We start from the raw sequence: 26,756 nt of genomic DNA, 5'->3' as shown, positions 1-26,756 counted from the left end.
ACCACCCCGTCAGCAACGCACAGGAGAGTCCTTCCATGGCACGAGCAGTCGGAATCGACCTGGGCACGACGAACTCCGTCGTGGCAGTCCTCGAGGGCGGCGAGCCCACCGTCATCGCCAACTCCGAGGGTGCCCGCACCACCCCGTCGGTCGTGGCCTTCGCCCGGAACGGCGAGGTCCTGGTCGGCCAGTCGGCGAAGAACCAGGCGGTCACCAACGTCGACCGCACGATCCGCAGCGTCAAGCGCGAGATCGGCACGACGTGGAAGACCGGCGACATCGACGGCAAGCAGTACACCCCGCAGGAGATCAGCGCCCGGGTGCTGCAGAAGCTCAAGCGCGACGCCGAGACCTACCTGGGCGAGCCGGTCACCGAGGCCGTCATCACCGTCCCCGCCTACTTCGAGGACGCCCAGCGCCAGGCCACCAAGGAGGCCGGTGAGATCGCCGGCCTGAACGTGCTGCGCATCGTCAACGAGCCGACCGCGGCCGCGCTGGCCTACGGGCTGGACAAGGGCGAGACCGAGCAGACCATCCTCGTCTTCGACCTGGGTGGTGGCACGTTCGACGTGTCCCTGCTCGAGATCGGTGACGGCGTCATCGAGGTCAAGTCCACCGCCGGTGACAACAAGCTCGGTGGCGACGACTGGGACGAGCGGGTCGTCAAGCACCTCGTGCAGACCTTCAACGCCACCAGCGGCATCGACCTGTCCAAGGACAAGCTGGCCATGCAGCGCCTCCGTGAGGCCGCCGAGAAGGCCAAGATCGAGCTGTCCGGCGCGCAGTCGACCAACGTGAACCTGCCCTACATCACCGCCGGCGCCGAGGGTCCGCTGCACCTGGACGTCACGATCACCCGCGCGGAGTTCCAGCGGTTGACCCAGGACCTCCTGGACCGCACGAAGGCCCCGTTCAACCAGGCGATCCGGGACGCCGGCGTCAAGGTCGGCGACATCGACCACGTCGTCCTGGTCGGTGGCTCCACCCGCATGCCCGCCGTGAGCGAGCTGGTGCGCGAGCTGACCGGCGGCAAGGAGCCCAACAAGGGCGTCAACCCCGACGAGGTCGTCGCCGTCGGCGCCGCGCTGCAGGCCGGTGTGCTCCGTGGCGAGGTCAAGGACGTCCTCCTCCTCGACGTCACCCCGCTGTCCCTGGGCATCGAGACCAAGGGCGGGATCATGACCAAGCTCATCGAGCGGAACACCACGATCCCCACCAAGCGCTCGGAGATCTTCACCACCGCCGACGACAACCAGCCGTCGGTGCAGATCCAGGTCTTCCAGGGCGAGCGCGAGATGGCCGCCTACAACAAGAAGCTCGGCATGTTCGAGCTGACCGGTCTGCCGCCGGCGCCTCGCGGCGTCCCGCAGATCGAGGTCGCCTTCGACATCGACGCCAACGGCATCGTGCACGTGTCCGCCAAGGACCTGGGCACCGGCAAGGAGCAGTCGATGACCATCACCGGCGGCTCGGCCCTGCCCAAGGACGACATCGAGCGGATGATGCGCGACGCGGAGTCGCACGCCGAGGAGGACAAGAAGCGCCGCGACGAGGCCGAGACCCGGAACCTGGCCGAGTCGCTGCAGTACCAGACCGAGAAGTTCCTGGCCGAGAACGGTGACAAGATCCCGGCCGACAAGAAGGACGAGCTCGGTGAGGCGCTGACCGAGCTGCGCTCGGCCCTCGGTGGCTCGGACATCGACGCGATCAAGTCCGCGCAGGAGAAGGTCGCCCGGGTCTCCCAGGAGGTCGGCGGGGCGCTCTACGCCCAGGCGCAGGCCGACGGTCCCGACGGCGCTCCCGCCGCTGACGCGGGCTTCGACGGTGCCACCGGTGCCACCTCCTCCGGTGCCGCGGCCGACGACGACGTCGTCGACGCCGAGATCGTGGACGACGACACCGACAAGCGGTGACCCCAGCTGCCACGTGCGTGTCCACCGGCCCGGTCCGCCGGGCCGGTGGGCACCGGGGGAGACGATGAGCCAGCAGGACGAGGTGTCGCGAGTCGTCGACGGCGACGAGCGGCGCACCGACCCGACCAGCGGAGCGGGCCGGGTGCCCGACGGCGACGCGCCGGCGGGCACCGCGAGCGAGCAGGGAGAGCAGATGAGCGAGCAGCACAGCGACATGGCCGGGATCGACGACGGGGCGGCTCCGCTCGCCGACCAGCCGGTGGCCGGCGCGGCCGACGGCGGGTCCGATCCGGCCGCCCGCCAGCTGGCCGAGCGGACCGAGGACCTGCAGCGGGTCACCGCCGAGTACGCCAACTACCGGCGGCGGGTCGAGCGGGACCGGTCCCTGGTGGTGGACCAGGCGGCGGAGCGCTTCGCCGGTCAGCTGTTCCCGATCGTCGACGACATCGAGCGCGCCCGGGACCACGGCGACCTCACCGGCGCCTTCAAGGTGGTCGCCGACCGGGTGCTGGGGCTGCTGGACGGCCTCGGCGTGACCACGTTCGGCCAGCCGGGCGACGTGTTCGACCCCGCACTGCACGAGGCGGTGCTGCACGACACCTCCCCCGAGGTGAGCGAGCCGACCGCCACGACGGTGCTGCGCCCGGGCTTCCGGCGCGGTGACCGGGTGTTGCGCACCGCGATGGTCGGCGTCACCGACCCCGAGGCGCCGGCCCCTGCCGCCGAGCCGGCCGCGGTTGCCGCCGACGGCGAACTGCCGGTCACCGAGGACGACCAGCCGGGCGCGGGCCCGGCCGCCGGCTGAGCACCACCCTCAGGCCGGTCCGGCCTCCGGTCCCCGGAGGCCGGACCGCCCCGTTCCCAGCCCAGCAGAGAGGAGGCGTCCGATGAGCAGCACCCGGGACTTCATCGAGAAGGACTACTACGCGGCCCTGGGCGTCGCCAAGGACGCCGATGCCGCGGCCGTCAAGAAGGCCTACCGCCAGCTGGCCCGTGAGCTCCACCCGGACAAGAACCCGGGGAACACCCGGGCCGAGACCAGGTTCAAGGAGGTCTCCGAGGCCTACGACGTGCTGTCGGACCCCAAGCGGCGGGCCGAGTACGACGAGGCCCGCCGGCTGTTCGGCAGCGGTGGCTTCCGGCCCGGCGCGGGCGCGCCGGGCGCGGGCTTCCCGGGCGGTTTCCCCGGCGGCGGTGCCGGCGCGGGTCAGCCCTTCGACCTCGGTGACCTCTTCGGCGGAGCCGGCGCGGGCGCTCCCGGGGCCGGTGGTCGGGCCGGTGGGCTGGGTGACCTGTTCGGCGGCCTGTTCACCGGTGCCGGGGCCCCTGGCGGCGCCGGCACGGCCCGGAGCCGCAGCCAGGCCGGGTCCGGCCCGGCCCGAGGTCAGGACGTCGAGACCGAGGCGACGCTGGCCTTCGACGAGGCCGTGCTCGGCGTGACCGTCCCGCTGCGGATGCAGAGCCCGGGCACCTGCCCCACCTGCTCGGGCAACGGTGCCCGCCCGGGCACCACCCCGCACACCTGCCCGGTCTGCAACGGCGCCGGCGTCACCAGCCGCAGCCAGGGCGCGTTCGCCTTCTCCGAGCCGTGCAAGGAGTGCCGCGGCACCGGCTCGGTGGTCGACGACCCCTGCCCGGAGTGCCGGGGCAGCGGCGTCACCAACCAGACCCGCACCATCACCGTCCGCATCCCGGCCGGCGTCAAGGACGGCCAGCGGATCCGGCTGGCCGGCAAGGGCGCTCCCGGACGGCGCGGCGGGCCGGCCGGTGACCTGTTCGTCGTCGTCCACGTGACCGGGTCGGAGCTGTTCGGTCGGTCGGGCAACGACCTCACCCTCACCGTGCCGGTCTCCTTCGCCGAGGCCGCGCTCGGGACGACGCTGACCGTGCCGACCCTGGACGGCTCGGTGTCGCTCAAGGTGCCGGCCGGCACGTCCAGCGGCCGCACGATGCGGGTGCGCGGGCGCGGCGTCCCCGGCAAGGGCGTCACCGGCGACCTGCTGGTGACCGTCGAGGTCGCCGTCCCCAGCCGGCTCACCCCCGGCGCGCGGGAGGCGATCGAGAAGCTCGCCACCGAACTGCCCGACGACCCGCGGCCGGAGATCACCGCCGCCCTGCGTGAGGGCGGCGCCCGATGACGCTGCCCGGCCCGGGCCGGTCCTTCGCCGAGGACGCGCCGGTGTTCGTCATCTCCGTCGCCGCCGAGCTCGCCGGCATGCACGCACAGACGCTGCGCCAGTACGACCGCCTCGGGCTGGTCAGCCCCGGCCGCACGGCCGGCGGCGGGCGCCGGTACAGCGCCCGGGACGTGGCGCTGCTGCGCGAGGTGCAGCGGCTCAGCCAGGAGGACGGCGTCAACCTGGCCGGGATCAAGCGGATCATCGAGCTGGAGTCCCGGGTCGAGGCGCTGCAGGCCCGGGTCGCCGAGCTGCTGGACGAGCTCGAGGTCTCCGAGACCCGCCGGATCGCTGCTGAGGCGGCGGTCTCGGCCACCTACCGCCGCGATCTGGTGCCCCGTACGTCCAGTTCTGCTCTAGTGGTGTGGCGGCCCCGGGGGCAGCAGTGACCGGTTCCGGGAACGCTGGGTCCGCGTCGGACGTGGAGAACCACGTGACCGTCGACAGCGCATCGCGACCGCAGACCGCCGAGGGCGGTGCCGGGCCGCAGGACACCTCCCGGGACAGCCACGCCGCCTACGTGGCGCTGGAGCGTGAGGTCGCCCTGCTGCTCCGCCGGTCCCGGGCGATCTCCGGCCGGCTGGGCGGCGAGCTGCACCAGGACCTGGACGGCGCGGCCTACGGACTGCTCGTGCTGCTGGACGACGCCGGTCCGCTGCGGGCCAGCGACGTCGTCGCCCGCCTCGGCCTGGACAAGAGCACGGTCAGCCGGCAGGTGGCCTCGCTGGTCGACCTCGGCCTGGTCGACCGGGCCGCCGACCCCGACGACGGCCGGGCGCAGGTGCTGTCCACCTCCGAGGAGGGGCACCGCCGGCTGAGCCGGCTCCGCGACGCCCGCCGTGCCCGCTGGGAGGCCGACCTCAGCGACTGGGACACCGCCGACGTGGCGACGCTGGCGCAGCTGCTGGGCCGGCTCAACCGGCTCGGTGAGGCGCACGAGGCCGAGGTCACCGGCCGCACCGACTGAGCACCGGACGACCCGTCCTCACGGGCCGTCCGTCCTCGCGATCAGGCCCCGTCCCGAGGCTCGCCCCGAGCGTGCGAGGGGTGAGGAGAACGGTCAGGCCCCGTTCCGAGGCTCGCCCCGAGCGTGCGAGGGGTGAGGAGAACGGTCAGGCCCCGTCCCGAGGCTCGCCCCGAGCCTGCGAGGGGTGAGGAGAACGGGGTCCTTCTAGTGCTGCGGGCCGAGGGTGTCCACCGGGAGCCCGCGGATCGAGGCGTCCAGCACCTCGATGGTGTGCGCCAGCCCGATCCGGGTGCCCTGCCGCTCCAGCGACGACGACACCTGCATGAGGCAGCCGGGGTTCGCCGTCACCAGCAGGGCCGCGCCGGTGGAGGCGATGTTGCGCGCCTTCCGGTCCCCGAGCTCGCGCGCGGGCTCGGGGTTCAGCACGTTCCAGATGCCGGCCGAGCCGCAGCAGATGTCGGCCTCCGGGATCTCCTTCAGCTGCAGGCCGGGCACCTCCTTGAGCAGGCTGCGCGGCTGGCTGCGGATGCCCTGGGCGTGCCCGAGGTGGCAGGCGTCGTGGTAGGCCACGGTCACCTCCAGCGGGTGCCGGACGGCGACGCTGCCCAGGTCGGCGAGGAACTCGGAGACGTCGCGCACCTTGCCGGCGAACGCCTTCGCCCGCTCGGCGTACTCGGCGTCGTCGGCCAGGATCTCGGCGTACTCCTTCATGCTGGAGCCGCAGCCGGCCGCGTTGACCACCACGGTGTCCACCCCGGCGGCCTCGAAGGCGTCGATGGTGGCCCGGGCGAAGGACTCCGCCTCCTCCTGCCGCCCGTTGTGCACCGACAGCGCGCCGCAGCAGCCCTGCCGCCGCGGGATGATCACGTCGCACCCCTCGGCGGCGAGCACCCGGGCGGTGGCGGCGTTCACGCCGGGGAAGAACTCGCCCTGCACGCAGCCGGTGAGCAGCCCGACCACGGCCCGCCGCGTGCCGGTGGCCGGCACCCGCTCGGGCAGCTTCTCCCGCTTCTCCAGCACCGGGGCGAGGCCTTCCATCGCGGCGAGCTTGGGGGCGAGCCGGTCGAGCAGCCCGCTCTTGCGGACGACGCTCGGCAGCCCGCTGGCCTGGTAGGCGCGCAGCGGCCCGCGCAGGGCGCGCAGCCGCTTCTTGTAGGGGAACAGCGCGAAGATGGCCGCGCGCATCGCCCGGTCGCCGGGGCTGCGCGTGTGGTGCCGCTCCACCTGCACCCGGGTGGCCTCGATCAGCTTGTCGTACTGGACGCCGGAGGGGCAGGCGGTCACGCAGGCCATGCAGCCCAGGCAGGCGTCGAAGTGCTGCACCATCGTGTCGCTCATCGGCGCGCCCTGGAGGCCGGCCTTCATCAGGTCGATCCGCCCGCGCGGGGAGTCCATCTCCTCGCCCCACAGCGTGTACGTGGGGCAGGTCGGCAGGCAGAAGCCGCAGTGCACGCAGTCGCTGATCAGCTCGGCCGAGGGCGGGCGCTCGTCGTCGAAGGCCGGCCGCACGGTCGGGGTGCCCACCGGCACCGGCCCGGCACTGAGGGCGTCGGCCTTGCGGGGGTCGCTCTGCGGCTCGTCGGAACGGGCGCGGGTGGACTCGACCATCAGATGCCTCCGACGAACCGGCCGGGCGCCAGGCGGCGCTCGGGGTCAAACTGTTCCTTCACACGGCGCATCAGGTCGATCGCCGGCACCGGGCCCCACGTGTCGAGGGCCGCCTTGACCGCCGGCGGGCCGTCGAGGACGACCAGCGCGCCACCGTGCTCGGTGCACACCGCCCGGGTGCGGGCGACCACGTCGGCCACGGCCTCCGTAGAGGCGTCCCCGCCGAGCGCGGCGTAGAGGACCCCGGCCGCACCGGAGCCGCGGACGGTGAGCGCCACCCCGGCGTCTGCCGCCGCCCGCTGGACGGCGGCGAGCACCGGGGCGACCCCGGAGAGCGCGCAGGTGAGCTTCAGGCCGGTCGCCCCGGGCTCGTCGGTCCACGGCAGCACGCCCCAGCCGGGAGGCGCGGTCTCCGCCGCCTCCGCGCCCGCGCCGAGCAACCGCCGGGTGGTGCCCGCCCGGGCCTCGACGCCGGCGGCGGTGCCCTCGAGCAGGACGACGACCGTGCCCGCGCCGTCGACGCGCCACTCCACCTCGACGGCGGCCGGCACGACCTGCGCGTGCACCACCGACTGGACGAGACGGGAGGCGTCCTCGGCCGTGCCGAACGGCACCGAGACGAACCGCCGGGCGGCCGGCACGGGGTGCAGCCGGAACACCGCCCGGGTGACGACGACGAGGGTGCCGAACGAGCCGATGACCAGCTTGCCCAGGTCGTAGCCGGCCACGTTCTTCACCACCCGGCCGCCGGCCTTGGCGATCACGCCGTCGGCGCGGACGACGGTCACGCCGATCAGCAGGTCGCGGGCGGTGCCCACGGCGACCCGGCCGGGCCCGCTGGCGTTGGTGGCCAGCATCCCGCCGACGGTGCCGCCGGCGACCGGCTCGTCCAGTGCGAGCCGCTGCCCGGCCGAGCCGACGGTCTGCTGGACGTCGGAGAGCAGCGCGCCGGCCTCGGTGTCGACGATGAGGTCGCCGGCGGCGTGGTCGAGCACCCGGTTCATCCGGCTGAGGTCCAGCACCACGTCGGCGGACTCCGGCGGCCGGCCCCAGGTGAGCTTGGTGCCCCGGCCGCGGGGGACGACGGTGAGCCCCTGCGCGGCGGCGGCGCGCAGCACGGCGGCGGTCTCCTCGGTGGAGCCGGGCCGGGCGACGAGCGCCGCGGGCACCCCGTCGACGGCGTCGGCCGGGGTGGCGTCGGTGACCTCGCCGCAGGCGTCGGAGAGGGCGGTGCGGGCGGCGTCCAGGCTGACGGTGGTCATCAGAACGCGTCCGCCAGGCCGGCCTCGACCAGCGGGTGCGCCTTCTTCCGCTTGCCGGGCACCTCGCCGCACAGCCGCGGGGTGGGGAAGACCTTGCCGGGGTTGGAGATGTTGCCCGGGTCGAAGGCGCACCGCACCAGCTGCATGGTGTCCAGGTCGTCGTCGGTGAACATCTTCGGCATGTAGGCGGCCTTGTCCACGCCCACCCCGTGCTCGCCGGTGATCGCCCCGCCGTGGGTGATGCAGAGGTCCAGGATCGCGCCGCTGACCTCCTCCGCGGCCTCGGTCGCGCCCTCCTTCTCCCCGTCGAAGAGCACCAGCGGGTGCAGGTTGCCGTCGCCGGCGTGGAAGACGTTGGCCACCCGGACGCCGGAGGACGACGACAGCTCGGCGATCGCCCGCAGCACCTCGGGGAGCGCGGTCCGCGGGATGACGCCGTCCTGCACGATGTAGTCGGGGCTGATCCGGCCGACCGCGGCGAAGGCGGACTTGCGGCCCCGCCAGATCAGCGCCCGCTCGGTGGCGTCGATGGCCAGCCGCAGCTCGAAGGCGCCGTTCTCCTGGCAGAACCGCTCGACCAGGGCGTACTCGTGCTCGACCTCGGCGGCGGCCCCGTCGAGCTCGATCACCAGTACCGCGCCGGCGCCGTCGGGGTAGTTGCAGTGCACCGCGGCCTCGGCGGCCTCGATGGCCAGGGCGTCCATCATCTCGATCGCCGCCGGCAGCACGCCGCTGCCGATGATCGCCGAGGTGGCCGCACCGGCGTCGTCGGTGCTGTAGAAGCCGACGAGCAGGGTGCGCACCTCCTCGGGCAGCCGCACCAGCCGGACGGTGGCGGTGGTGGCGATGCCCAGGGTGCCCTCGGAGCCGACGACGGTGCCCAGCAGGTCGTAGCCGGGGGAGTCCGGCGCCAGCCCGCCGAGCTGCACGACGTCGCCCTGCGGGGTGATCAGCTCGGTGCCGAGCACGTGGTTGCTGGTGAACCCGTACTTCAGGCAGTGCGCGCCACCGGAGTTCTCCGCCAGGTTGCCGCCGATCGAGCAGATCTGCTGGCTGCTGGGGTCGGGGGCGTAGTAGTAGCCCTCCCCGGTCGCGGCCCGGGTGACGTCGAGGTTGATCACGCCGGGTTCCACGATCGCGCGCTGGTCGGCGCGGCGGATCTCGCGGATCGTCCGCATCCGGGAGGTCACCAGCAGGACGCCGTCCGCGCGGGGGAGCGCACCGCCGGACAGGCCCGTGCCCGAGCCGCGGGCGACGAAGGGGACGCCGTGCTCGGCACACGCCTTGACCACGGCGGCGAGCTGCTCGGTCGTCTCGGGGAGGACGACCAGCGCGGGGGTGACCCGGTAGTGGGCCAGGCCGTCGCACTCGTAGGTGCGCAGCTGGGTGGGGTCGGCGATCACCCCGGTCTCGGGCAGCACCTCCCGGGCGACCCGGCCGACGGCCTCGATCCCCGCGGCGTTGTCGCCCGCCTCGCCGGTGGCCGACGTCGCCTCGGGTGGGGTGTTCCCGAGGACCGGGCCGGCCGTCGTCTGGGTGCCGTGCGTACCGCTCATGAGGTTCCGCCTTCGTTGCCGGACCTGCAGGTTCCTACGTGGTGATGCGGCCCCGCTGACCACCGAGATGGCCATCTTGGTGGTCAGCGGGGGTGGAGATCAGGGCATGCGCTCGTAGGCCGGGACGGTGAGGAAGTCGTTGTAGTGCTCCCCCAGGGCCATCTCGGTGAAGAGCGCACGGGCATCGTCCCACCGGCCCGAGGCGTACGCATCTCCCTTGGCCTCGGCGATGGCCGCGACCTCCTCGTCGATCACCCGCTGCACCAGCTCGGTGGTGACCTGCTGGCCGTCGTTGAGGGTCACGCCGTTGTTCAGCCACTGCCAGACCTGGCTGCGGCTGATCTCGGCGGTGGCGGCGTCCTCCATCAGGCCGTTGATCCCGGCGGCGCCGGAGCCGCGCAGCCAGGACTCCACGTACTGGATGCCGACGCTGACGTTGGCCCGCAGCCCGGCCTCGGTGACCTCGCCCGGGGTGGCCTTGACGTTGAGCAGGTCGGCGGCGCTGACCGACACGTCCTCGCGCAGCTTGTCCAGCTGGTTCGGCCGGTCACCGAGCACCTTGTCGAAGGCGTCCATCGCGGTCTGGACCATGCCCGGGTGGGCGACCCAGGAGCCGTCGAAGCCGTCGTTGGCCTCGCGCGTCTTGTCCTCGGTGATCTTGTTGAAGGCGAACTCGTTCTTCGCCGGGTCCTTGCTCGGGATGAACGCCGACATGCCGCCCATCGCGTGCGCGCCGCGCTTGTGGCAGGTGCGCACCAGCAGCTCGGTGTAGGCGCGCATGAAGGGCACGGTCATGGTGATCGAGTTGCGGTCGGGCAGCGTGAAGTCCTCGCCGCGGGTGCGGAAGGTCTTGATCACGCTGAACAGGTAGTCCCAGCGGCCGGCGTTCAGGCCGGAGGAGTGCTCGCGCAGTTCGTAGAGGATCTCCTCCATCTCGAACGCGGCCGGGTAGGTCTCGATCAGGCAGGTCGCGCGGATGGTGCCGCGCGGGATGCCCACGAAGTCCTGGCCGAGCGCGAACGCGTCGTTCCAGAGCCGCGCCTCGAGGTGGCTCTCCATCTTCGGCAGGTAGAAGTACGGCCCGTGGCCGCGGTCGATCTGCTTCTGCCCGCAGGCGACCAGGTAGAGCGCGAAGTCGACCAGGCTGCCCGAGGTCTGCTCGCCGTCGACGGTGATGTGCTTCTCCGGCAGGTGCCAGCCGCGCGGGCGCACGATGATCGTGGGCAGCTCGTCGTCCGGCTTGAGCTCGTAGGACTTGCCCTGCGGGCTGGTGAAGTCGATCGTGCGGTCGATCGAGTCCATCAGGTTCAGCGGGCCGTTGACGACGTTCTCCCAGAGCGGGGAGTTGGCGTCCTCCTGGTCGGCCAGCCAGCACTTGGCGCCGGAGTTCAGCGCGTTGATCGTCATCTTCCGGTCGGTCGGGCCGGTCATCTCCACCCGGCGGTCGACCAGCCCGGGGGCCGGGGGAGCGACCCGCCACGAGTCGTCCTCGCGGATCGAGGCGGTCTCGGGCAGGAAGTCCAGCGTGCCGCCGTCGGCCAGTGCCTGCACCCGCTCGGTGCGCGCCTGCAGCCGCTCGAGCCGGCGCCCGTTGAGCTCCCGGTGGAGCAGGGCGATGAGCTCGAGAGCCCGAGGTGTCAGGACCTCGTCGAACCGCGGGCCCATCGGGCCGGTGATCTCCACGCCGTCGACCGTGCTCATGACTCTCCCTGGAGGTCGGTCTCGCGCGGGGGCCGTCCGGCGCTCCGGGGCCGCACGCGGTGAGACGAAGCGAACGCACCTTCCGTGAAGCGGAAGGTTCCATCTGTGATGCGGAAAACGTATCCTCGGTCACCAGTCGGGTCAAGACGAGGCCGGGGCCAGCATCCCGCCCGTCCGGCCCGGGAGCACCCGTCGGTGGAGGCGACGACGGCCACGTCCGACGGGTGCCCACGACGGAGAGGAACGACATGGCCGACGGCACCGACGGTGGGGTCCAGTCCCTGGAGCGGGCGTTCCTGCTGCTGGAGCTGATGGCCGAGGACGGCGGCGAGGTGGCGCTCTCCCGGCTGGCGGTGGACAGCGGGCTGCCGCTGTCCACGATCCACCGGCTGGTGCGCACGCTGGTCGCCCGTGGCTACGTGCGGCAGCTGCCCTCCCGGCGCTACGTGCTGGGTCCGCGGCTGATCCACCTGGGCGAGAGCTCCTCCCGCACGCTGGGCACCTGGGCGCGGCCGCACCTGAGCGACCTGGTCGACGCCACCGGGGAGACGGCGAACCTGGCCATGCTCGACGGCGACCGGGTCGTCTACGTCGCCCAGGTCCCGTCCCGGCACTCGATGCGGATGTTCACCGAGGTGGGCCGGCGGGTGCACCTGCACTGCACGGGGGTGGGCAAGGCGCTGCTCTCCCAGCTGCCCGCCACGACCGCCCGCGACCTGCTCGAGCGCGGCGGCATGCCGCGGCGTACCGCCAAGACCCTCACCGACCCCGACGAGCTGCTGGCGCTGCTGCCGCAGATCGCCGCCCAGGGCTACGTGCTCGACGACGGCGAGCAGGAGATCGGCGTCCGGTGCGTGGCGGTGCCGGTGCCCGGCGGCCCGGCCCAGACGGCGATCTCGGTGTCCGGCCCCGAGGGACGGGTGCCGATGGAGAGCGTCCCGGAGATCGTGGCGCGGCTCCAGACGACCGCGGCCGCGCTCGCTGCCGAGCTGCACGAGGACGGCGGCCGCGCGCTGAGCGCCCGGTCCAGCTGACCGGACCGGCGCGGGGCACGCCCGGGGGCTCCCCAGCCCGCGGTGTGCCGAGCCCGGCCGGCTGCACCGGGGTGTGCGGCCGGCGGCGTCCCGTGCGGTGCTGTCGGTGGGTGCCTGGTCGTCCCGGGGCGGGGTGCGCACGGCTGCCTCCACGAGGTGGTCAGGTGCTCTCGGGTCGTCCGGCCCGGGACGCGACCGCGCCCCGGGCGGCGGGTGGCCGTCCGGCCCGGGACGAGACCGCGCCCCGGGCGGCGGGTGGCCGTCCGGCCCGGGACGAGACCGCGCCCCGGGCGGCGGGTGGCCGTCCGGGGCGCGGGTGGTGCACGTGCTGGTCGGCCCCGTCCCGGGTCCCGCCGCGAGCGTGCGAGGGGTGGGGAGGACGGGGCCCTTCCTCAGAGCCAGCCGGGGACGATCAGGATCAGCCAGGTGACGATCGGGATGATCGCCACCATCGAGAAGCCCCAGATCATCAGGGTCTTGAAGGTGCTGTCCCGTTCGGCCTCGGTGGCGTTGGCGACCACGAGTGCGCCGCTGGTGGAGAACGGGCTGGAGTCGACGATCGAGGACGACAGCGCCAGCGCGGTGATCAGGCCGATCGCACCGATCGCGTTGTCGCCCTGCAGGAAGGGCACGGCCAGCGGGATGAGCGCGCCCAGGATGCCGGTGGTCGAGGCGAAGGCCGAGACGACGGCGCCGATGTAGCAGATCAGCAGGGCGGCGATCAGCGGGACGCCGAGCCTGGCCACGTTGTCGCCGAGCCAGCCGGGCACGTCCTCCTCCTGCATGAGGCCGACGTAGGTGACGATGCCGCAGATCAGCAGCACGGTCGGCCAGGCGATCTGGCCCACGGCGCCCTTGGCGCCGCGCGGGGCGACGATCGACAGGATCACGCCGACGGTGACCGCCATGAGGCCGATGTCCAGGTCGAACACCAGCGCGCCGACGACCAGCAGCACCAGCCCGCCCAGGGTGAGGGAGCGGTCCCGGTCCAGGGTGGTGACCTGGCCCTGCGCCTCGGGGGCCAGGGCGGTGGTCTGCAGCGACCGCTGGTCGGCGCGCTCGCCGGCCGTCGGGTGGTGGTGGCCGGGCTGGCCGTGCACGGGCTCGGTGACCCGGCCGCCGGACAGCGCCGCCCCACCGGTGCCGGTGCTGCCCACCGCGGTGCGCTGCGCGCCGCTGCCGCCGCCGCCGGGGATGTCCTCGCCGGTGTCCTCGGTGGCGTCACCGGCGACGGTGGCGGCCACGAAGTCGTCGTCCCGCTGGTCGGTCACGTCGACCCGGCCACCGCCGAGCAGCTTGCGCCCGTCGAAGAGGAAGAAGACGGCGATCGACAGCAGGATGTTGATGACGATCGAGGCGCCCCACAGGAAGAGCGGGCTGCCGGCCAGGCCGTTGTCGTCGACCACGGTGTTGGTGATGACACCGAAGATCGACAGCGGCGAGAACCCGCCGGCGGTGGCGCCGTTGATGATGAACAGGCCCATCAGCACCGGGTTGATGCCGTAGCGGCGGGCGAAGGACATGCCGACCGGGGCGATGATCGCGACCACGGCCGGGACGACGCCGCCGATCGCGGTGAGTGCGCCGGTGACGGCGAACATCGCCCACGGGATGGCCGCGAGCCGCCCGCCGGACGCCTTCACCGCGGCGTGCACCAGCCAGTCGACCGTCCCGTTGTTCTTCGCGATCGCGAACAGGTAGGTCACCCCGACCAGCACGACGAACAGCGACCCGGGGAAGAACCCGAAGACCGCGTCGTCGTAGGGCAGGTCTCCGTCGGTGCCGAAGATGAAGTACCCGGCGACGAAGGCCGCGACCAGGGCCAGTGCGCCCATGTGCACGGGCAGCACCGTGGCGATCAGGAAGATCGCCAGGAGGATCAGGATCAAGACGAGCTGTACGGACACCGGCGTCCCCATGCGTTCGTCGGAACGGGACGGCGCCCGTTCGGTGGCGCTTCCGCGATACGGAAGCGTGTTCTCGCTCAGCGGGGATTGAAGTGGGCGCGGCGATCAGTGTCAAGGGTCACAGGACGTCCGAGAGGTCTGTTCGCGAATCCACCAGCCGGTAGTAGCCTCCCGCATGGTGGACTTCCGGCCGAGCGCGGTCTGCGCCGAGGCGGGAGTCCAGACTCAGAGCGCCAGATCCCATGGAGGCACGGGCATGTCAGTGACGACGACGACCGGCGGGCGGCACTTCCTGCAGATCCCGGGGCCGACCAACGTGCCCGACCGGGTGCTGCGGGCGATGTCCGCCCCGACCATCGACCACCGCGGCCCGGAGTTCGCCGCGCTGGGCCTGGAGGTCCTCGAGGCGGTCAAGCCCGTCTTCGGCACCACCCAGCCGGTGGTCATCTACCCGGCCTCGGGCACCGGGGCGTGGGAGGCGGCGCTGACCAACACGCTCTCCCCGGGTGACAAGGTGCTGGCCTTCGAGACCGGCCACTTCGCCACGCTGTGGCAGGACATGGCCACCCGGCTGGGCCTGCAGGTGGAGTTCGTGCCCGGCGACTGGCGGCACGGCGCCGACCCGGCCGCGGCCCAGGAGCGGCTCGCCGCCGACACCGGCCACGAGATCAAGGCCGTCATGGTGGTGCACAACGAGACCTCCACCGGCGTGACCAGCCGGGTGCCCGAGGTGCGGAAGGCCATCGACGCCGCCGAGCACCCCGCCCTGCTGCTGGTCGACACGATCTCCTCGCTGGGCAGCATCGACTACCGGCACGACGAGTGGGGCGTCGACGTCACCGTCGCGGGCTCGCAGAAGGGGCTCATGCTCCCGCCGGGGCTGAGCTTCAACGCGGTCAGCGAGAAGGCGCTGCAGGCGTCGAAGACCGCCGGCCTGCCCCGGTCGTTCTGGGACTGGCAGCCGATCCTGGCGGCCAACGAGCGCGGCTTCTTCCCCTACACGCCGGCCACGAACCTGCTCTACGCGCTGAAGGTCGCGCTGGAGATGCTCGACGACGAGGGCCTGGCCAACGTCTACGCCCGGCACACCCGGCACGCCGAGGCCACCCGGGCCGCCGTCCGTGGCTGGGGCCTGGAGGTGCTGGCCCTCGACGAGCGCGAGTACTCCGGCTCGCTGACCGCCATCTACCTGCCCGACGGCGGCGCGGACGCGATCCGCGAGGTGATCCTCCGCGAGTACGACATGTCCCTGGGCGCCGGGCTGGGCAAGCTCGCCGACAAGGTGTTCCGGATCGGGCACCTGGGCCACTTCAACGACCTGACCCTGGTCGGCACCCTGGGTGGGGTGCAGATGGGCCTGGTGCGAGCCGGCGTGCAGATCGACCCGACCGGGATCCAGGCCGCCCTCGAGCGCCTGCAGCAGGCATGACGGCGGCCCCGGAGCGCCCCCGGGTGGGGGTGGTGGACCTCGAGCAGGAGCTGACCCGGGTGCTGGACGGTGAGGTCGCCTTCGACGACTACACCCGGCACCTGTTCAGCCAGGACGCCTCGATGTACACGATGACGCCGGTCGGGGTCGCCTACCCGGCGCACACCGCCGACGTGGTGGCTGCGGTGCGGCTGGCCCGCGAGGCGGGCATCCCGGTGCTCGCCCGCGGCGCGGGCACCAGCCTGGCCGGGCAGACCGTCGGCCCCGGCCTGGTGCTCGACCTGTCCCGGCACATGCACCGGATCACCGAGCTGGACCCGCAGGCGCGCACCGCCCGGGTCGAGCCGGGCGTGGTGCAGGACGACCTGAACCGGGCCGCCGCCGAGCACGGGCTGATGTTCGGGCCGGACACCTCGACGTCCAACCGGGCCACGATCGGCGGGATGATCGGCAACAACTCCGCCGGCAGCGGCTCGGTGCGCTTCGGCATGACCATCGACCACGTCGAGGAGGTCGACGTCGTCCTGGCCGACGGGTCGACGGCGACCTTCGGGGTGGTGGACGAGGCCGAGCGGGCCCGCCGGGCGCAGGGCGACAGCCTGGAGGCGGAGATCTACCGCCGGCTGCCCGAGCTGGTGGCCGAGAACGCGGAGGCGATCGCCACCGGCTTCCCGTCGTTCTGGCGGCGGGCCGGTGGCTACCGGCTGGACCGGCTGACCGAGGGGCAGCCGTTCGACCTGGCCAAGTTCCTGGTCGGCTCCGAGGGCACGCTGGCGATCATCACCGCGGCCCGGGTCGGGCTGGTGCCCAAGCCGTCGAAGCAGGTCTTCGCGGTCGGGCACTTCGAGACGGTGCAGGCGGCGATCAACGCCACCGAGGACGCACTGTCGGTCGACCCCGCGCAGGTCGAGCTGCTGGACCGCACGATCCTCGACCTCTCCCGGCAGAAGATCGAGTACGCCGGGCTGGGCAAGATCCTGCAGGGCGACCCCGACGCGCTGTTGTTCGTCTCCTTCACCGGGGACGACGAGGCCCAGCTGGTCGCGTCGATGGAAGCCCTCGTCGAGCTGTGGGAGCGCAACGGGCACGGCTACCACACGCTGCGGGCGGTCACCCCGGCCCAGCAGGGTGCGCTGCTGAAGGTGCGCAAGTCGGCCCTGGGCCTGCTGATGGCCAACTCGGTGGGTGCCCGCCGGCCGCTGGCGTTCATCGAGGACACCGCGGTCGACCCCAGGCACCTGGCCGAGTACACCGCCCGGTTCAAGGACGTGCTCGACCGGCACGAGCTGGAGGCGGGCTTCTACGGGCACTGCTCGGTCGGCTGCCTGCACATCCGCCCCTTCGTCGACCTGAGCCAGCCCGGCCAGGTCGAGGTCATGCGCTCGGTCGCGGTGGAGATCAAGGACCTGGTGCGCGAGTACGGCGGGGTCAACTCCAGCGAGCACGGTGACGGCCTGGCCCGCAGCGAGTTCAACCGCGAGCTGTTCGGTGACGACCTCTACGAGGCGATGCGGCAGGTCAAGGGGATCTTCGACCCGCAGGGCACGCTGAACCCCGGCAAGATCGTCGACTCGCCGGCGATGACCGAGCACCTGCGGGACGCCAACCCGCCGATGCCCGGCCCGCTGCGCACCCGGCTGCAGTTCGACGTCGTGGGCGGGATGTTCGGCGCCGCCGACCGCTGCATGAACATCGGGCTGTGCCGCAAGTCCACCACCGGCGCGATGTGCCCGTCCTACATCGCCACCCGGATGGAGGAGCACTCCACCCGCGGCCGGGCCGGCGCGCTGGTCAAGGCGCTGAGCGAGGGCGACCCGCACACCGCGCTGGCCGACGAGCGGCTGCACGAGGTGCTCGACCTGTGCCTGATGTGCAAGGCGTGCAAGAGCGAGTGCCCGCTGGGCGTCGACGTCTCGGCGATGAAGAGCGAGGCACTGGCGGCCAAGCACGACGTGCACGGCACCCCGCTGCGGTCGCGGGCGTTCGGGGCGATCCGGACGCTCAACCGGCTGGGCTCGGCGACGGCGCCGCTGTCGAACCTGCCGCTGAAGATCAAGCCGCTGCGGGCGCTGATGGACGCCCGCCTCGGCATCGCCCGCCAGCGGGACCTGCCGGTCTTCCACCGGACGACGCTGATGCGCTGGTTCAAGCGGCACGAGGCCCCGACGGCGCTCACCCAGCAGCCGGTCACCATGCTGGCCGACTCGTTCACCAGCTACACCGAACCGGGCATCGGCCAGGCCGTGGTGCGGCTGCTGGAGGCGGCCGGGCACCCGGTGCGGCTGGAGAGCAAGGGCTGCTGCGGCCGCGCGAGCATCTCCAAGGGCCTGCTCGACGACGCCCGGGGCAAGGCGCAGAAGCTGGCGGCGAACCTCTGCGAGGGCTCCGAGCCCGGTTCGCCGATCGTGGGCTGCGAGCCCTCCTGCATCCTCACGCTGCGCGCCGAGCACGTGGAGCTGCTGCCCGACGACCCCAACGTCCGGGACGTCGCGGCCCGGGTGAAGCTGCCCGAGGAGCTGCTGGTCGAGGCGATCGACGCCGGCCGCCTGCAGCTGCGCGAGGACAGCTGGCTGGCCGGGCGGACCGTGGTCTTCCACGGCCACTGCCACCAGAAGGCCGAGGCCGGGACGGCGGCCACGGTCGCCCTGCTGTCCCGGATCCCCGGGGTCACGGTGCAGGAGCTGGACGCCGGCTGTTGCGGCATGGCCGGGTCGTTCGGCTTCGAGTCCGAGCACTACGACGTGTCCCTGCAGGTGGGGGAGGACCGGCTGTTCCCGGCCGTGCGAGCCGCGGCGGCCGACGCGGTCATCGCCGCGACGGGCGTCTCCTGTCGGCAGCAGATCTTCCACGGCACCCAGCGCACGGCCTGGCACCCCGCGGAGCTCGTGTTGGAGGCCCTGGCCCCGGAGGCGCGGGCCACCAGCTGATCGGCGCCGGCCGCCAGGCCGGCTGGGCACGGCCGCGACGGGCGGCGATCGGACCTCGATGGTCCGGTCGCCGCCCGTCGTCGTCCGTGCAGACGCCACCGCCGCTCCCGCGCCGCAGGGCCGCCACCGCCGCTCCCGCGCCGCAGGGCCGCCCCCGCCGTTGATACGGCCGTCCCGGTGGCGGGAGACGCGACTCACTCCAGCGGGTTGTTGCAGACACCAACCAACAGGTGCATCATGGTTGCTGTCTACACGTAACGGGCACCGGCCCGGCGACCGACGAGGCGGGGGACGACGTGGCACCCACCCGGGAGACGTCCGAGCGGATGACCGCCGGGGTGGCCCGGCTGGTCCGCACCGCCAGGCACCTGGGCACCCGGGTGGCCGACCACCTCTACGGCGACCTGCCGTCCTTCGGCTGGGCGCTGCTCGCCCCGCTCGAGCGCGACGGTGCCCAGCGCTGCAGCGTCCTCGCCGGGTACGCCGGCGTCGACGTCTCGGTGGTCAGCCGCCAGGTGTCGGCGCTGGAGCGGGCCGGCCTCGTCGAGCGTCGGCCCGACCCGCTCGACGGGCGGGCCAGCCTGATCAGCCTCAGCGCCGCCGGCGCCGCCGCGCTGGCCCACACCCGGCAGGTCCGGAGCCAGTGGGCGGTCGAGGCCCTCTCGGACTGGACCGAGGAGGAGGCGCAGCAGCTCAGCCGCCTGCTCGACAAGCTCGCCGACGGCCTGGACCGCGCCGGCCGCCGGCGCCCCGCCGCCTGACCCCCAGCGCACCCCCGCACCGCACCAGCCGCACAGCAGGACCAGGAGAGACGCAGATGAGCACGCCAGCACCCGTCCGGCCCACCGCCGGACCCACCGCGGCACCCGCCGCCGACCCGGCGGTCGCCCCGGCCGAGCAGCAGGGCCGGATGACCCACCGGGAGATCCTCAGCGCGCTGTCGGGGATGTTGCTGGCGATGTTCGTCGCCTTCCTGTCCTCGACGGTGGTCTCGAACGCGCTGCCGACGATCATCACCGACCTGCGCGGCAGCCAGAGCCAGTACACCTGGGTGGTCACCGCCACCCTGCTGGCCTCGACGGCGTCCACCCCGATCTGGGGCAAGCTCGCCGACCTGTTCAGCAAGAAGCTGCTGATCCAGATCGCGATCGTGGTCTTCGTCGTCGGCTCCATGCTGGCCGGGCTCTCGCAGTCGGTGCCCACGCTGATCGGCTGGCGGGTGCTGCAGGGCCTGGGCCTGGGCGGCCTGCAGGCGCTGGTGCAGATCGCCATGGCGGCGATGATCAGCCCGCGTGAGCGCGGCCGGTACTCCGGCCTGCTCGGCTCGGTCATGGCGGTGGCCACCGTCGGTGGGCCGCTGATCGGTGGCCTGCTGGTGGACACCAGCTGGCTGGGCTGGCGCTGGTGCTTCTTCGTCGGCGTCCCGTTCGCCGCGGTGGCCCTGGTGCTGCTGCAGCGCACCCTGCACCTGCCGGTCACCAAGCGGGCGGTCTCGATCGACTACCTGGGCGCGGCCTTCCTGACCGCGGGCGTCTCGGCGCTGCTGATCTGGGTCACGCTGGCCGGGGACAGCTTCGCCTGGATCTCGCTGGAGACCGCGCTGTTCGTCGGCGGCGGTGTGCTGGCGATCGTGGCGTTCGTGGTGACCGAGCTGCGGGCGACGGAGCCGATCGTCCCGCTGCGGCTGTTCCGCGACCGCACCACCACCCTGGCGATCATCGCCAGCGTCGCGATCGGCGTGGCGATGTTCGGCTCGACGGTCTTCCTCGGCCAGTACCTGCAGATCTCCCGCGGCTACTCGCCGACCGCAGCCGGGCTGCTCACCATCCCGATGGTCGGCGGGCTGCTCGTCTCCTCCACCGTCTCCGGGATCCTGATCACCCGCACCGGCTTCTGGAAGCGCTACCTGGTCGCGGGCTCCCTGCTGGTGGCCATCGGGTTCGGCCTGCTGGCCACGATCGACCACGCCACGAACATGGTCGTGCTGTGCGTCTTCCTCGCCGTGCTCGGCGCCGGCATCGGCATGACCATGCAGAACCTGGTGCTGGCCGTGCAGAACACCGTCGCCGCCACCGACCTGGGGGCGGCCAGCTCGGCGGTGGCCTTCTTCCGCAGCCTGGGCGGCACGATCGGCGTCTCGGTGCTGGGTGCGGTGCTGTCCGGCCGGGTGGGCACGCTCATCCAGTCCGGCCTGGCCGACGTCCCGGGTGGGGCGGCTGCCGCCGGCTCCGGGGACGTGGGGCTCGCGTCCCTGGCGGACGCGCCTGCCCCGGTCCGCGAGCTGATCCAGGTCTCCTACGGCGACGCGACCGGCCGGGTCTTCCTGATCTCCGCGGTGCTGTCGATCATCACGATCCTGGCGATCCTCTTCATCCGCGAGGTCGCGCTGCGCACCGAGTCCGGGAGCGAGCGGATGCAGGGCGGAGGGCAGGGCGAGGGGCAGGGCGAGGGCACGGTGGAGCCGAACACCACCGCGGACGTCGACGACCAGCTCGCCGGCCGGACGACGGCGGACCAGCGGGTGTGACGCCTGCCCGTCCCTGACGACGGAGGCCCGTCTCCCCTCGGGGGAGACGGGCCTCTGTCGCACCCGGACCGGCCCCCCCCTGCAGGGGTCGGCGCGAGCCTGCGAGTGCTGGGGGCAGGGGGGCCTTGATCAGACCAGCGCGGCGTCCAGGGAGATGTCCACCGCGGACAGGGCCTTGCTCACCGGGCAGCCGGCCTTGGCCGCCTGGGCCGCCTTGTCGAAGCCGTCGGCGTCCAGGCCGTCGACCTCACCGCGGACGGTGATCGCGATGGCGGTGATCGTCGGGGCGCCGTCCTGCTGGCCCAGGGTGACGTCCGCGCTGACCTCCAGCGACTGCGTCGTGCCGCCGGCCTTGCCGATCTCGCTGGACAGGGCCATCGCGTAGCAGGAGGAGTGGGCCGCGGCGATGAGCTCCTCGGGGCTGGTGGTGCCCCCGGCGTCGTCGGCGGCGCGCTTGGGGAAGCTGACGTCGAAGGTGCCGACCTTGGAGCTGGAGAGCTCGACCTGGCCGGACCCCTCCTGCAGCGAGCCGTTCCAGGCAGTGCGTGCGGTGCGGGTGGGCATCGGACCTCCTCTTCGGGGGTGAGCGCCGGGCGCGGGCTGCGCGCCGGCCGGTCACCGTGCTGTCCCAGACAACCTCACCGGGACGACGGTGTTCCCGCCACCCGGGGACCAGATGTCCCGGCGCCGTGGAGGACGGCGGGGACCTGCGGGCAGGGCTCGGCGGCCGTCCCGAGGGGACGGTCGGCCGCGTCGCGGGCCTCGCGCCGGTCGGCATGCTCCGGACCTCTCCGAGGTGGGGGATGGTCCGAGGCACGCCCCGAGCGTGCGAGGGCGACGAGGGGTGGGGCGCTCCGTCAGGCGGGGGCGTCCACACGGGCGTCGGAGACCCGTGCGGTGATCAGCCGCAGCTGGTCCTTGAGCTCGTCGAACTGCTGCTGGTCCAGCGCCAGGGCGTCGATCATCTGGCTGGAGATGGCGCACGCCGGGCCCTCCAGGGCGCGGCCGGCGTCGGTGAGCCGCACGGAGACCGAGCGCTCGTCGTCGGCCCGGCGGTGCCGGGTGACGAGCCCGGCGGTGGTGAGCCGCTTGAGCAGGGGGGAGAGGGTGCCCGAGTCCAGTGCCAGGCGGGAGCCGAGCTGCCCGACGGTCTGGCCGTCCTCCTCCCACAGCAGCATCAGCACCAGGTACTGGGGATAGGTCACGCCCAGCTCGTCCAGCATCGGCCGGTAGCGGGCCGTGACGGCCCGGGAGGCGGCGTACAGGGCGAAGCAGAGCTGGTCGTCGAGTGCCACGCTCGGCGACGGGGTGTCCGTCATGGGCCCCACAGTAGGACGCCACCCGGCCGCAGACCGCCGTGTGGTTCGTCTCGGCCAGCGAGTTGTCCTCTGCAATCGTTCCCGCCGGCCCGCTGCCGGGCAGACTGGACGTCCGGAGTTGAGCGGAACAGACTCAACTCCTGCTCCGTTGGACCCGCCGAGACGTCCCGCAGCCCGGCTGCCAGTCGCAGAGAGGACACCCGCACCGACCATGCAGAGCAAGCTCACCACCCGTTCGCAGGAGGCGGTCGCCGCAGCCCAGCGCATCGCGGTCGACCGCGGCCAGGCCGCCCTGGAGCCCCTGCACCTGCTCGTCGCCCTGCTCGAGCAGCCCGACGGCATCGCCGGCCCGCTGATGCAGGCCACCGGCGCCGACCCGGCCGACGTCCGGGCGAAGGCCGACGCCGCGCTGCGCCGGATGCCCAGCGTCAGCGGCGCCACGGTCGCCGCCCCCGCGCCGTCCCGCGAGCTGCTGCGGGCGATCAACGCCGCCGGCGAGCAGGCCGGTGCGCTCGGCGACGAGTACGTCTCCACCGAGCACCTGCTGGTCGGGCTGGCCACCACCGAGGGCGAGGCGGGAGCGGTGCTCACCGGCGCCGGCGCCACCCGCGACGCCCTGGTCGCCGCCTTCCGCACCGTGCGGGGCAACCGCAAGGTCACCAGCCCCGATCCCGAGAGCACCTTCCAGGCGCTGGAGAAGTACGCCGTCGACCTCACCGAGCGCGCCCGCGAGGGCCGGATGGACCCGGTGATCGGCCGGGACACCGAGATCCGCCGGGTCGTGCAGGTGCTCTCCCGGCGGACGAAGAACAACCCGGTGCTGATCGGCGAGCCCGGGGTCGGCAAGACCGCGATCGTCGAGGGCCTGGCCCAGCGGATGGTGGCCGGCGACGTCCCCGAGAGCCTCAAGGGCAAGCGGCTGATGGCGCTGGACCTGGGTTCGATGGTCGCCGGGGCCAAGTTCCGCGGCGAGTTCGAGGAGCGGCTCAAGGCCGTCCTCCAGGAGATCACCGACGCCGAGGGCCAGGTCGTCACCTTCATCGACGAGCTGCACACCATCGTCGGGGCCGGCGCCAGCGGTGACTCCGCGATGGACGCCGGGAACATGATCAAGCCGATGCTGGCCCGCGGCGAGCTGCGGATGGTCGGTGCCACGACCCTCGACGAGTTCCGCGAGCACATCGAGAAGGACCCGGCCCTGGAGCGCCGCTTCCAGCAGGTCTACGTGGGCGAGCCGTCGGTGGAGGACACCATCGGCATCCTGCGCGGGCTCAAGGAGCGGTACGAGGTGCACCACGGTGTGCGGATCACCGACGCCGCGATCGTCGCCGCCGCCACGCTGTCCGACCGGTACGTCACCGCCCGCTTCCTTCCGGACAAGGCGATCGACCTGGTCGACGAGGCCGCCAGCCGGCTGCGGATGGAGATCGACAGCCGCCCGGTCGAGGTCGACGAGGTCGAGCGGGTGGTCCGCCGGCTGGAGATCGAGGAGATGGCGCTGGCCAAGGAGGACGACCCGTCGTCCCTCCAGCGGCTGGCGGCGCTGCGCGACGAGCTGGCCGACCGGCGGGAGGACCTCGCCGAGCTGACCGCCCGCTGGCAGCAGGACAAGACCGCGATCGACCGCATCCAGCGCTCCAAGGAGGAGCTGGAGGGGGCGCGGCTGGATGCCGAGCGGGCCGAGCGGGACGGCGACCTGGCCCGCGCGGCCGAGCTGCGCTACGGCCGGATGCCGGCCCTGGAGCGGGCGCTGCGGGAGGCCGAGACGTCGGTGGCCGGCGAGTCGATGCTGAAGGAGGAGGTCGGCGCCGACGACATCGCCGAGGTCGTCCAGGCCTGGACCGGCATCCCGGCCGGTCGGCTGCTGGAGGGGGAGACCCAGAAGCTGCTCCGGATGGAGGACGAGCTCGCCCAGCGGGTCGTCGGCCAGCCCGACGCGGTCCGGGCCGTCGCCGACGCCGTCCGCCGGGCCCGGTCCGGCGTGGCCGACCCCGACCGGCCGACCGGGTCGTTCCTCTTCCTCGGCCCCACCGGCGTCGGCAAGACCGAGCTGGCCAAGGCGCTGGCGGAGTTCCTGTTCGACGACGAGCGGGCGATGGTCCGCATCGACATGAGCGAGTACTCCGAGAAGCACTCGGTCGCCCGGCTGGTCGGGGCCCCGCCCGGCTACGTCGGCTACGAGGCCGGCGGCCAGCTCACCGAGGCGGTGCGGCGCCGCCCCTACACCGTGGTGCTGCTCGACGAGGTGGAGAAGGCCCACCCGGACGTCTTCGACGTGCTGCTGCAGGTGCTCGACGACGGCCGGCTCACCGACGGGCAGGGCCGCACCGTCGACTTCCGCAGCACGCTGCTGATCCTCACGTCCAACCTGGGCTCGCAGGTGATCGCCGACCAGTCGATCCCGGAGGAGAGCAAGCGCCGCGCCGTGCAGGACGTGGTGCGGGCGCACTTCAAGCCGGAGTTCCTCAACCGGCTGGACGACGTCGTCACCTTCCGTGCACTGGGCTCGGACGAGCTGGCCGGGATCGTCGACATCCAGGTCGGGGTGCTCGCCCGCCGGCTGGCCGCCCGCCGGCTCACCCTGCACGTCACCGACGCGGCCCGCGAGTGGCTGGCGCTCAACGGGTTCGACCCGGTCTACGGCGCCCGGCCGCTGCGCCGGCTGGTGCAGTCGGCCATCGGCGACCAGCTGGCCCGCGCCCTGCTGTCCGGTGAGATCCGGGACGGCGACGAGGTCCTCGTCGACTGGCCGGCCGACGTCGCCGACGGCGACGCCGGGCTGAGCGTCACCCGCTCCGCCGGTCCGGGGGGCGACCCCGGCCCGGAGGCCGCCGCGGCCGACCCGGCGGCTCCGCTGGCGCTGGGGTCCGGCTCCGAGTGAGCGACCCGTGCCCGCCGTCCGCTGCCGCGGGCGGCGGGCACGGCGGTCTCGGGCTGCTCGTCGCGGCGGCCCGGTAGCCCGTCATGGGCTCGTCGAGGCGGTGGCGCCGGGGCGGAGGACGGGCCGGAGAGCAGTCCGGTCACCGGGCCGACGGGCGCCGCCCCGCGCGTGGTGCCGGAGGGACTCGTCCGGGTGGAGGGGGTGCGGCGAGGCGGCTGTTGCGGTGCCGGAAGAGCCGGGATACGGGATGATCATCGACGTTCGTACGCGAAGGTCACCCGAGGAGCCGTCATGACGTCAGGACCGCAGGACCCCCAGCAGGGTGGGTCCGGCCAGCAGCCCCCCTACGGCCAGCAGCCCGGGTACGGGCAGCAGCCCGGCTACGGCCAGCAGCCCGGGTACGGGCAGCAGCCCGGCTACGGCCAGCAGCCCGGCTACGGCCAGGGCGCCCCGGGCCAGCCGGGCCAGTACGACTACCCCGTGGCGCCGGGCGCCCCGTACGGCGGCGAGCCGAGCGCCCCGACGGAGCGGCCGACCACGGTCAAGGCCGGCATCGGCGCCTTCCTGGCGAACACCGTCATCGGGCTGATCAGCTCGATCCTGACCTTCGCCGACCTGGACGCCTACATCGACGACGCCGCGCTCGACCAGAGCCTCAGCCGCGACGAGGTGTCCACGGTCATCACCATCGGCGCGGTCATCGGCCTGGTCATCACGGCGGCCTTCCTGCTGGTGCTCTGGTTCGCCTGGAAGGGCCACAACTGGGCCCGCATCGTGCTGTTCGTCCTCGGCGGGCTCAACGTGCTGTTCAGCCTGCTCGGCGCCTCGGCGCTGGGGTTCCTCGGCCTGCTCCAGCTGCTGCTGGTCATCGCCGGCATCGTGCTGCTGGCGCTCAAGCCCTCCAACGAGTGGTTCAAGGCCGAGACACAGCGGCGCAACCGCTTCTGAGCCGGGTCAGTCCGAGCCGCGGCTGCGTGGACCAGCGGTCCACGCAGCCGTGGTGCGGGCCGCCAGGCTGGCCACGGCCGCCGCGCACAGCACCAGCACCAGCAGGGTCGAGACGGCGACGCCGCCGGCCAGGAACGTCGCCGCGAGGGTGACCAGCCCCAGCACCGCACTGGTCGCGATCCCCGCCCAGCGGGCCCAGCCGGACCGGCGGGCCAGCCCGGCCGCCGAGACGGCCGCCAGTCCCCCGAAGACCACCGCCTGCACCAGGTTGACCAGCACGATCCGCTCGGCGTCCGACCGGGGCGAGCCGGGCTGGGCGTCGGCGAGGGCGTCGACCACGGCGTCCCGGGCCAGGAACGTGAACAGCGCGTTGAGCAGCAGGAGCACGGCCAGCCCGGCGAGCAGGCCCACCGACATCCGCGCCGACAGCGGCATCCCCGGGCGGGCCTCGCCCGAGCCGAGCGGACCGGGGGACGACGAGCGGGCACTCACCCGCCCAGCCTGGCACGCCGTCGGCGCGTGCAGCCGCCGTCCGGGGCGGCACCGCGTGGCGAGCCGGCCCGGCTGCCATGCTCGACGGCCAGCGCACCCGACCGCCGC

General features: G+C 73.3%; 20 protein-coding genes. 12 read left to right on the top strand and 8 right to left on the bottom strand.

All coding sequences use genetic code 11. The features are described 5' to 3' along the window. The first annotated feature begins 35 nt into the window (after positions 1 to 35). The 5 genes from dnaK (at position 36) to Q1A09_RS06835 (ending at position 5,057) form a co-directional block, all read left to right on the top strand. Positions 36 to 1,913 (top strand): molecular chaperone DnaK, encoded by a 1,878-nt coding sequence (gene dnaK, locus Q1A09_RS06855; protein ID WP_299952856.1) that lies wholly within the window; start codon positions 36 to 38, stop codon positions 1,911 to 1,913. A 64-nt stretch (positions 1,914 to 1,977) separates the two neighbouring features. After that, positions 1,978 to 2,718: a nucleotide exchange factor GrpE gene (gene grpE, locus Q1A09_RS06850; RefSeq protein ID WP_299952855.1), complete on the top strand. Its 741-nt coding sequence runs from the start codon at positions 1,978 to 1,980 to the stop codon at positions 2,716 to 2,718. 82 nt (positions 2,719 to 2,800) lie between these two features. Then, positions 2,801 to 4,051 (top strand): molecular chaperone DnaJ, encoded by a 1,251-nt coding sequence (gene dnaJ / locus Q1A09_RS06845; RefSeq protein WP_299952853.1) that lies wholly within the window; start codon positions 2,801 to 2,803, stop codon positions 4,049 to 4,051. After that, positions 4,048 to 4,479, top strand: a complete 432-nt coding sequence (locus Q1A09_RS06840) for a heat shock protein transcriptional repressor HspR (protein ID WP_299952851.1) — start codon at positions 4,048 to 4,050, stop codon at positions 4,477 to 4,479. Before dnaJ ends, Q1A09_RS06840 begins: the two co-directional genes overlap by 4 nt. Positions 4,480 to 4,523: 44 nt before the next feature. Continuing rightward, positions 4,524 to 5,057 (top strand): MarR family winged helix-turn-helix transcriptional regulator, encoded by a 534-nt coding sequence (locus Q1A09_RS06835; protein WP_299952849.1) that lies wholly within the window; start codon positions 4,524 to 4,526, stop codon positions 5,055 to 5,057. Positions 5,058 to 5,261: 204 nt separating this feature from the next. Here the strand turns inward: Q1A09_RS06835 and Q1A09_RS06830 are convergent, their stop codons facing one another. The 4 genes from Q1A09_RS06830 to aceB all read right to left on the bottom strand — a co-directional run bounded on the left by Q1A09_RS06830 (position 5,262) and on the right by aceB (position 11,184). Further along, positions 5,262 to 6,665, bottom strand: coding sequence for a (Fe-S)-binding protein (locus tag Q1A09_RS06830; RefSeq protein ID WP_299952847.1), 1,404 nt, complete (start codon positions 6,663 to 6,665; stop codon positions 5,262 to 5,264). Beyond that, the gene (locus Q1A09_RS06825; RefSeq protein ID WP_299952845.1) at positions 6,665 to 7,927 is read right to left on the bottom strand and encodes an FAD-binding oxidoreductase; all 1,263 of its coding nucleotides are present in this window, start codon (positions 7,925 to 7,927) and stop codon (positions 6,665 to 6,667) included. The genes Q1A09_RS06830 and Q1A09_RS06825 overlap by 1 nt, the downstream gene beginning before the upstream one ends. Then, entirely contained in the window at positions 7,927 to 9,483 is a 1,557-nt protein-coding gene (locus Q1A09_RS06820) for an FAD-linked oxidase C-terminal domain-containing protein (protein ID WP_299952843.1), read from the bottom strand. Before Q1A09_RS06820 ends, Q1A09_RS06825 begins: the two co-directional genes overlap by 1 nt. Positions 9,484 to 9,582: 99 nt before the next feature. Continuing rightward, positions 9,583 to 11,184 carry a malate synthase A gene (gene aceB / locus Q1A09_RS06815; RefSeq protein ID WP_299952841.1) on the bottom strand — a complete coding sequence of 534 codons (1,602 nt, stop codon included), beginning with the start codon at positions 11,182 to 11,184 and terminating at the stop codon, positions 9,583 to 9,585. Positions 11,185 to 11,432: 248 nt separating this feature from the next. Here aceB and Q1A09_RS06810 point away from each other — a divergent pair, with 248 nt between their 5' ends. Continuing rightward, on the top strand, positions 11,433 to 12,218 hold the full coding sequence (locus Q1A09_RS06810) for an IclR family transcriptional regulator (protein WP_299952839.1): 786 nt from the start codon (positions 11,433 to 11,435) through the stop codon (positions 12,216 to 12,218). Positions 12,219 to 12,610: 392 nt separating this feature from the next. Here Q1A09_RS06810 and Q1A09_RS06805 read toward each other — a convergent pair whose 3' ends face one another. Then, positions 12,611 to 14,125 carry an SLC13 family permease gene (locus tag Q1A09_RS06805; protein ID WP_299952838.1) on the bottom strand — a complete coding sequence of 505 codons (1,515 nt, stop codon included), beginning with the start codon at positions 14,123 to 14,125 and terminating at the stop codon, positions 12,611 to 12,613. A 256-nt stretch (positions 14,126 to 14,381) separates the two neighbouring features. Between Q1A09_RS06805 and Q1A09_RS06800 the strand changes: the two genes are divergently transcribed. From Q1A09_RS06800 to Q1A09_RS06785, 4 genes are all read left to right on the top strand, one after another. Beyond that, positions 14,382 to 15,554 (top strand): alanine--glyoxylate aminotransferase family protein, encoded by a 1,173-nt coding sequence (locus Q1A09_RS06800; RefSeq protein WP_299952836.1) that lies wholly within the window; start codon positions 14,382 to 14,384, stop codon positions 15,552 to 15,554. Then, entirely contained in the window at positions 15,551 to 18,481 is a 2,931-nt protein-coding gene (locus Q1A09_RS06795; protein WP_299952833.1) for an FAD-binding and (Fe-S)-binding domain-containing protein, read from the top strand. The genes Q1A09_RS06800 and Q1A09_RS06795 overlap by 4 nt, the downstream gene beginning before the upstream one ends. A gap of 296 nt (positions 18,482 to 18,777) precedes the next feature. Then, on the top strand, positions 18,778 to 19,242 hold the full coding sequence (locus tag Q1A09_RS06790; RefSeq protein ID WP_299952831.1) for a MarR family winged helix-turn-helix transcriptional regulator: 465 nt from the start codon (positions 18,778 to 18,780) through the stop codon (positions 19,240 to 19,242). Positions 19,243 to 19,298: 56 nt separating this feature from the next. Continuing rightward, positions 19,299 to 21,008 carry an MFS transporter gene (locus tag Q1A09_RS06785; protein ID WP_299952829.1) on the top strand — a complete coding sequence of 570 codons (1,710 nt, stop codon included), beginning with the start codon at positions 19,299 to 19,301 and terminating at the stop codon, positions 21,006 to 21,008. A 129-nt stretch (positions 21,009 to 21,137) separates the two neighbouring features. On the opposite strand, the gene Q1A09_RS06780 is transcribed toward Q1A09_RS06785, so the two are convergent. Further along, complete coding sequence (locus Q1A09_RS06780; protein WP_299952827.1) at positions 21,138 to 21,572, bottom strand: OsmC family peroxiredoxin; 435 nt, start codon at positions 21,570 to 21,572, stop codon at positions 21,138 to 21,140. Between the two features lie 293 nt (positions 21,573 to 21,865). Further along, on the bottom strand, positions 21,866 to 22,327 hold the full coding sequence (locus Q1A09_RS06775) for a MarR family winged helix-turn-helix transcriptional regulator (RefSeq protein WP_299952825.1): 462 nt from the start codon (positions 22,325 to 22,327) through the stop codon (positions 21,866 to 21,868). Positions 22,328 to 22,538: 211 nt separating this feature from the next. Here Q1A09_RS06775 and clpB point away from each other — a divergent pair, with 211 nt between their 5' ends. Together clpB and Q1A09_RS06765 are read left to right on the top strand one after the other, a co-directional pair. Next, positions 22,539 to 25,208, top strand: a complete 2,670-nt coding sequence (gene clpB, locus Q1A09_RS06770; RefSeq protein WP_299952823.1) for an ATP-dependent chaperone ClpB — start codon at positions 22,539 to 22,541, stop codon at positions 25,206 to 25,208. 291 nt (positions 25,209 to 25,499) lie between these two features. After that, entirely contained in the window at positions 25,500 to 26,156 is a 657-nt protein-coding gene (locus tag Q1A09_RS06765) for a hypothetical protein (RefSeq protein ID WP_299952821.1), read from the top strand. A 6-nt stretch (positions 26,157 to 26,162) separates the two neighbouring features. Here the strand turns inward: Q1A09_RS06765 and Q1A09_RS06760 are convergent, their stop codons facing one another. Beyond that, positions 26,163 to 26,648, bottom strand: coding sequence for a hypothetical protein (locus tag Q1A09_RS06760; protein WP_299952818.1), 486 nt, complete (start codon positions 26,646 to 26,648; stop codon positions 26,163 to 26,165). Positions 26,649 to 26,756: the final 108 nt, after the last annotated feature.

It is taken from the genome of uncultured Modestobacter sp. (assembly GCF_947486615.1).
Lineage (GTDB): Bacteria > Actinomycetota > Actinomycetes > Mycobacteriales > Geodermatophilaceae > Modestobacter.
This window is presented reverse-complemented; position numbering and strand designations above follow the sequence as displayed.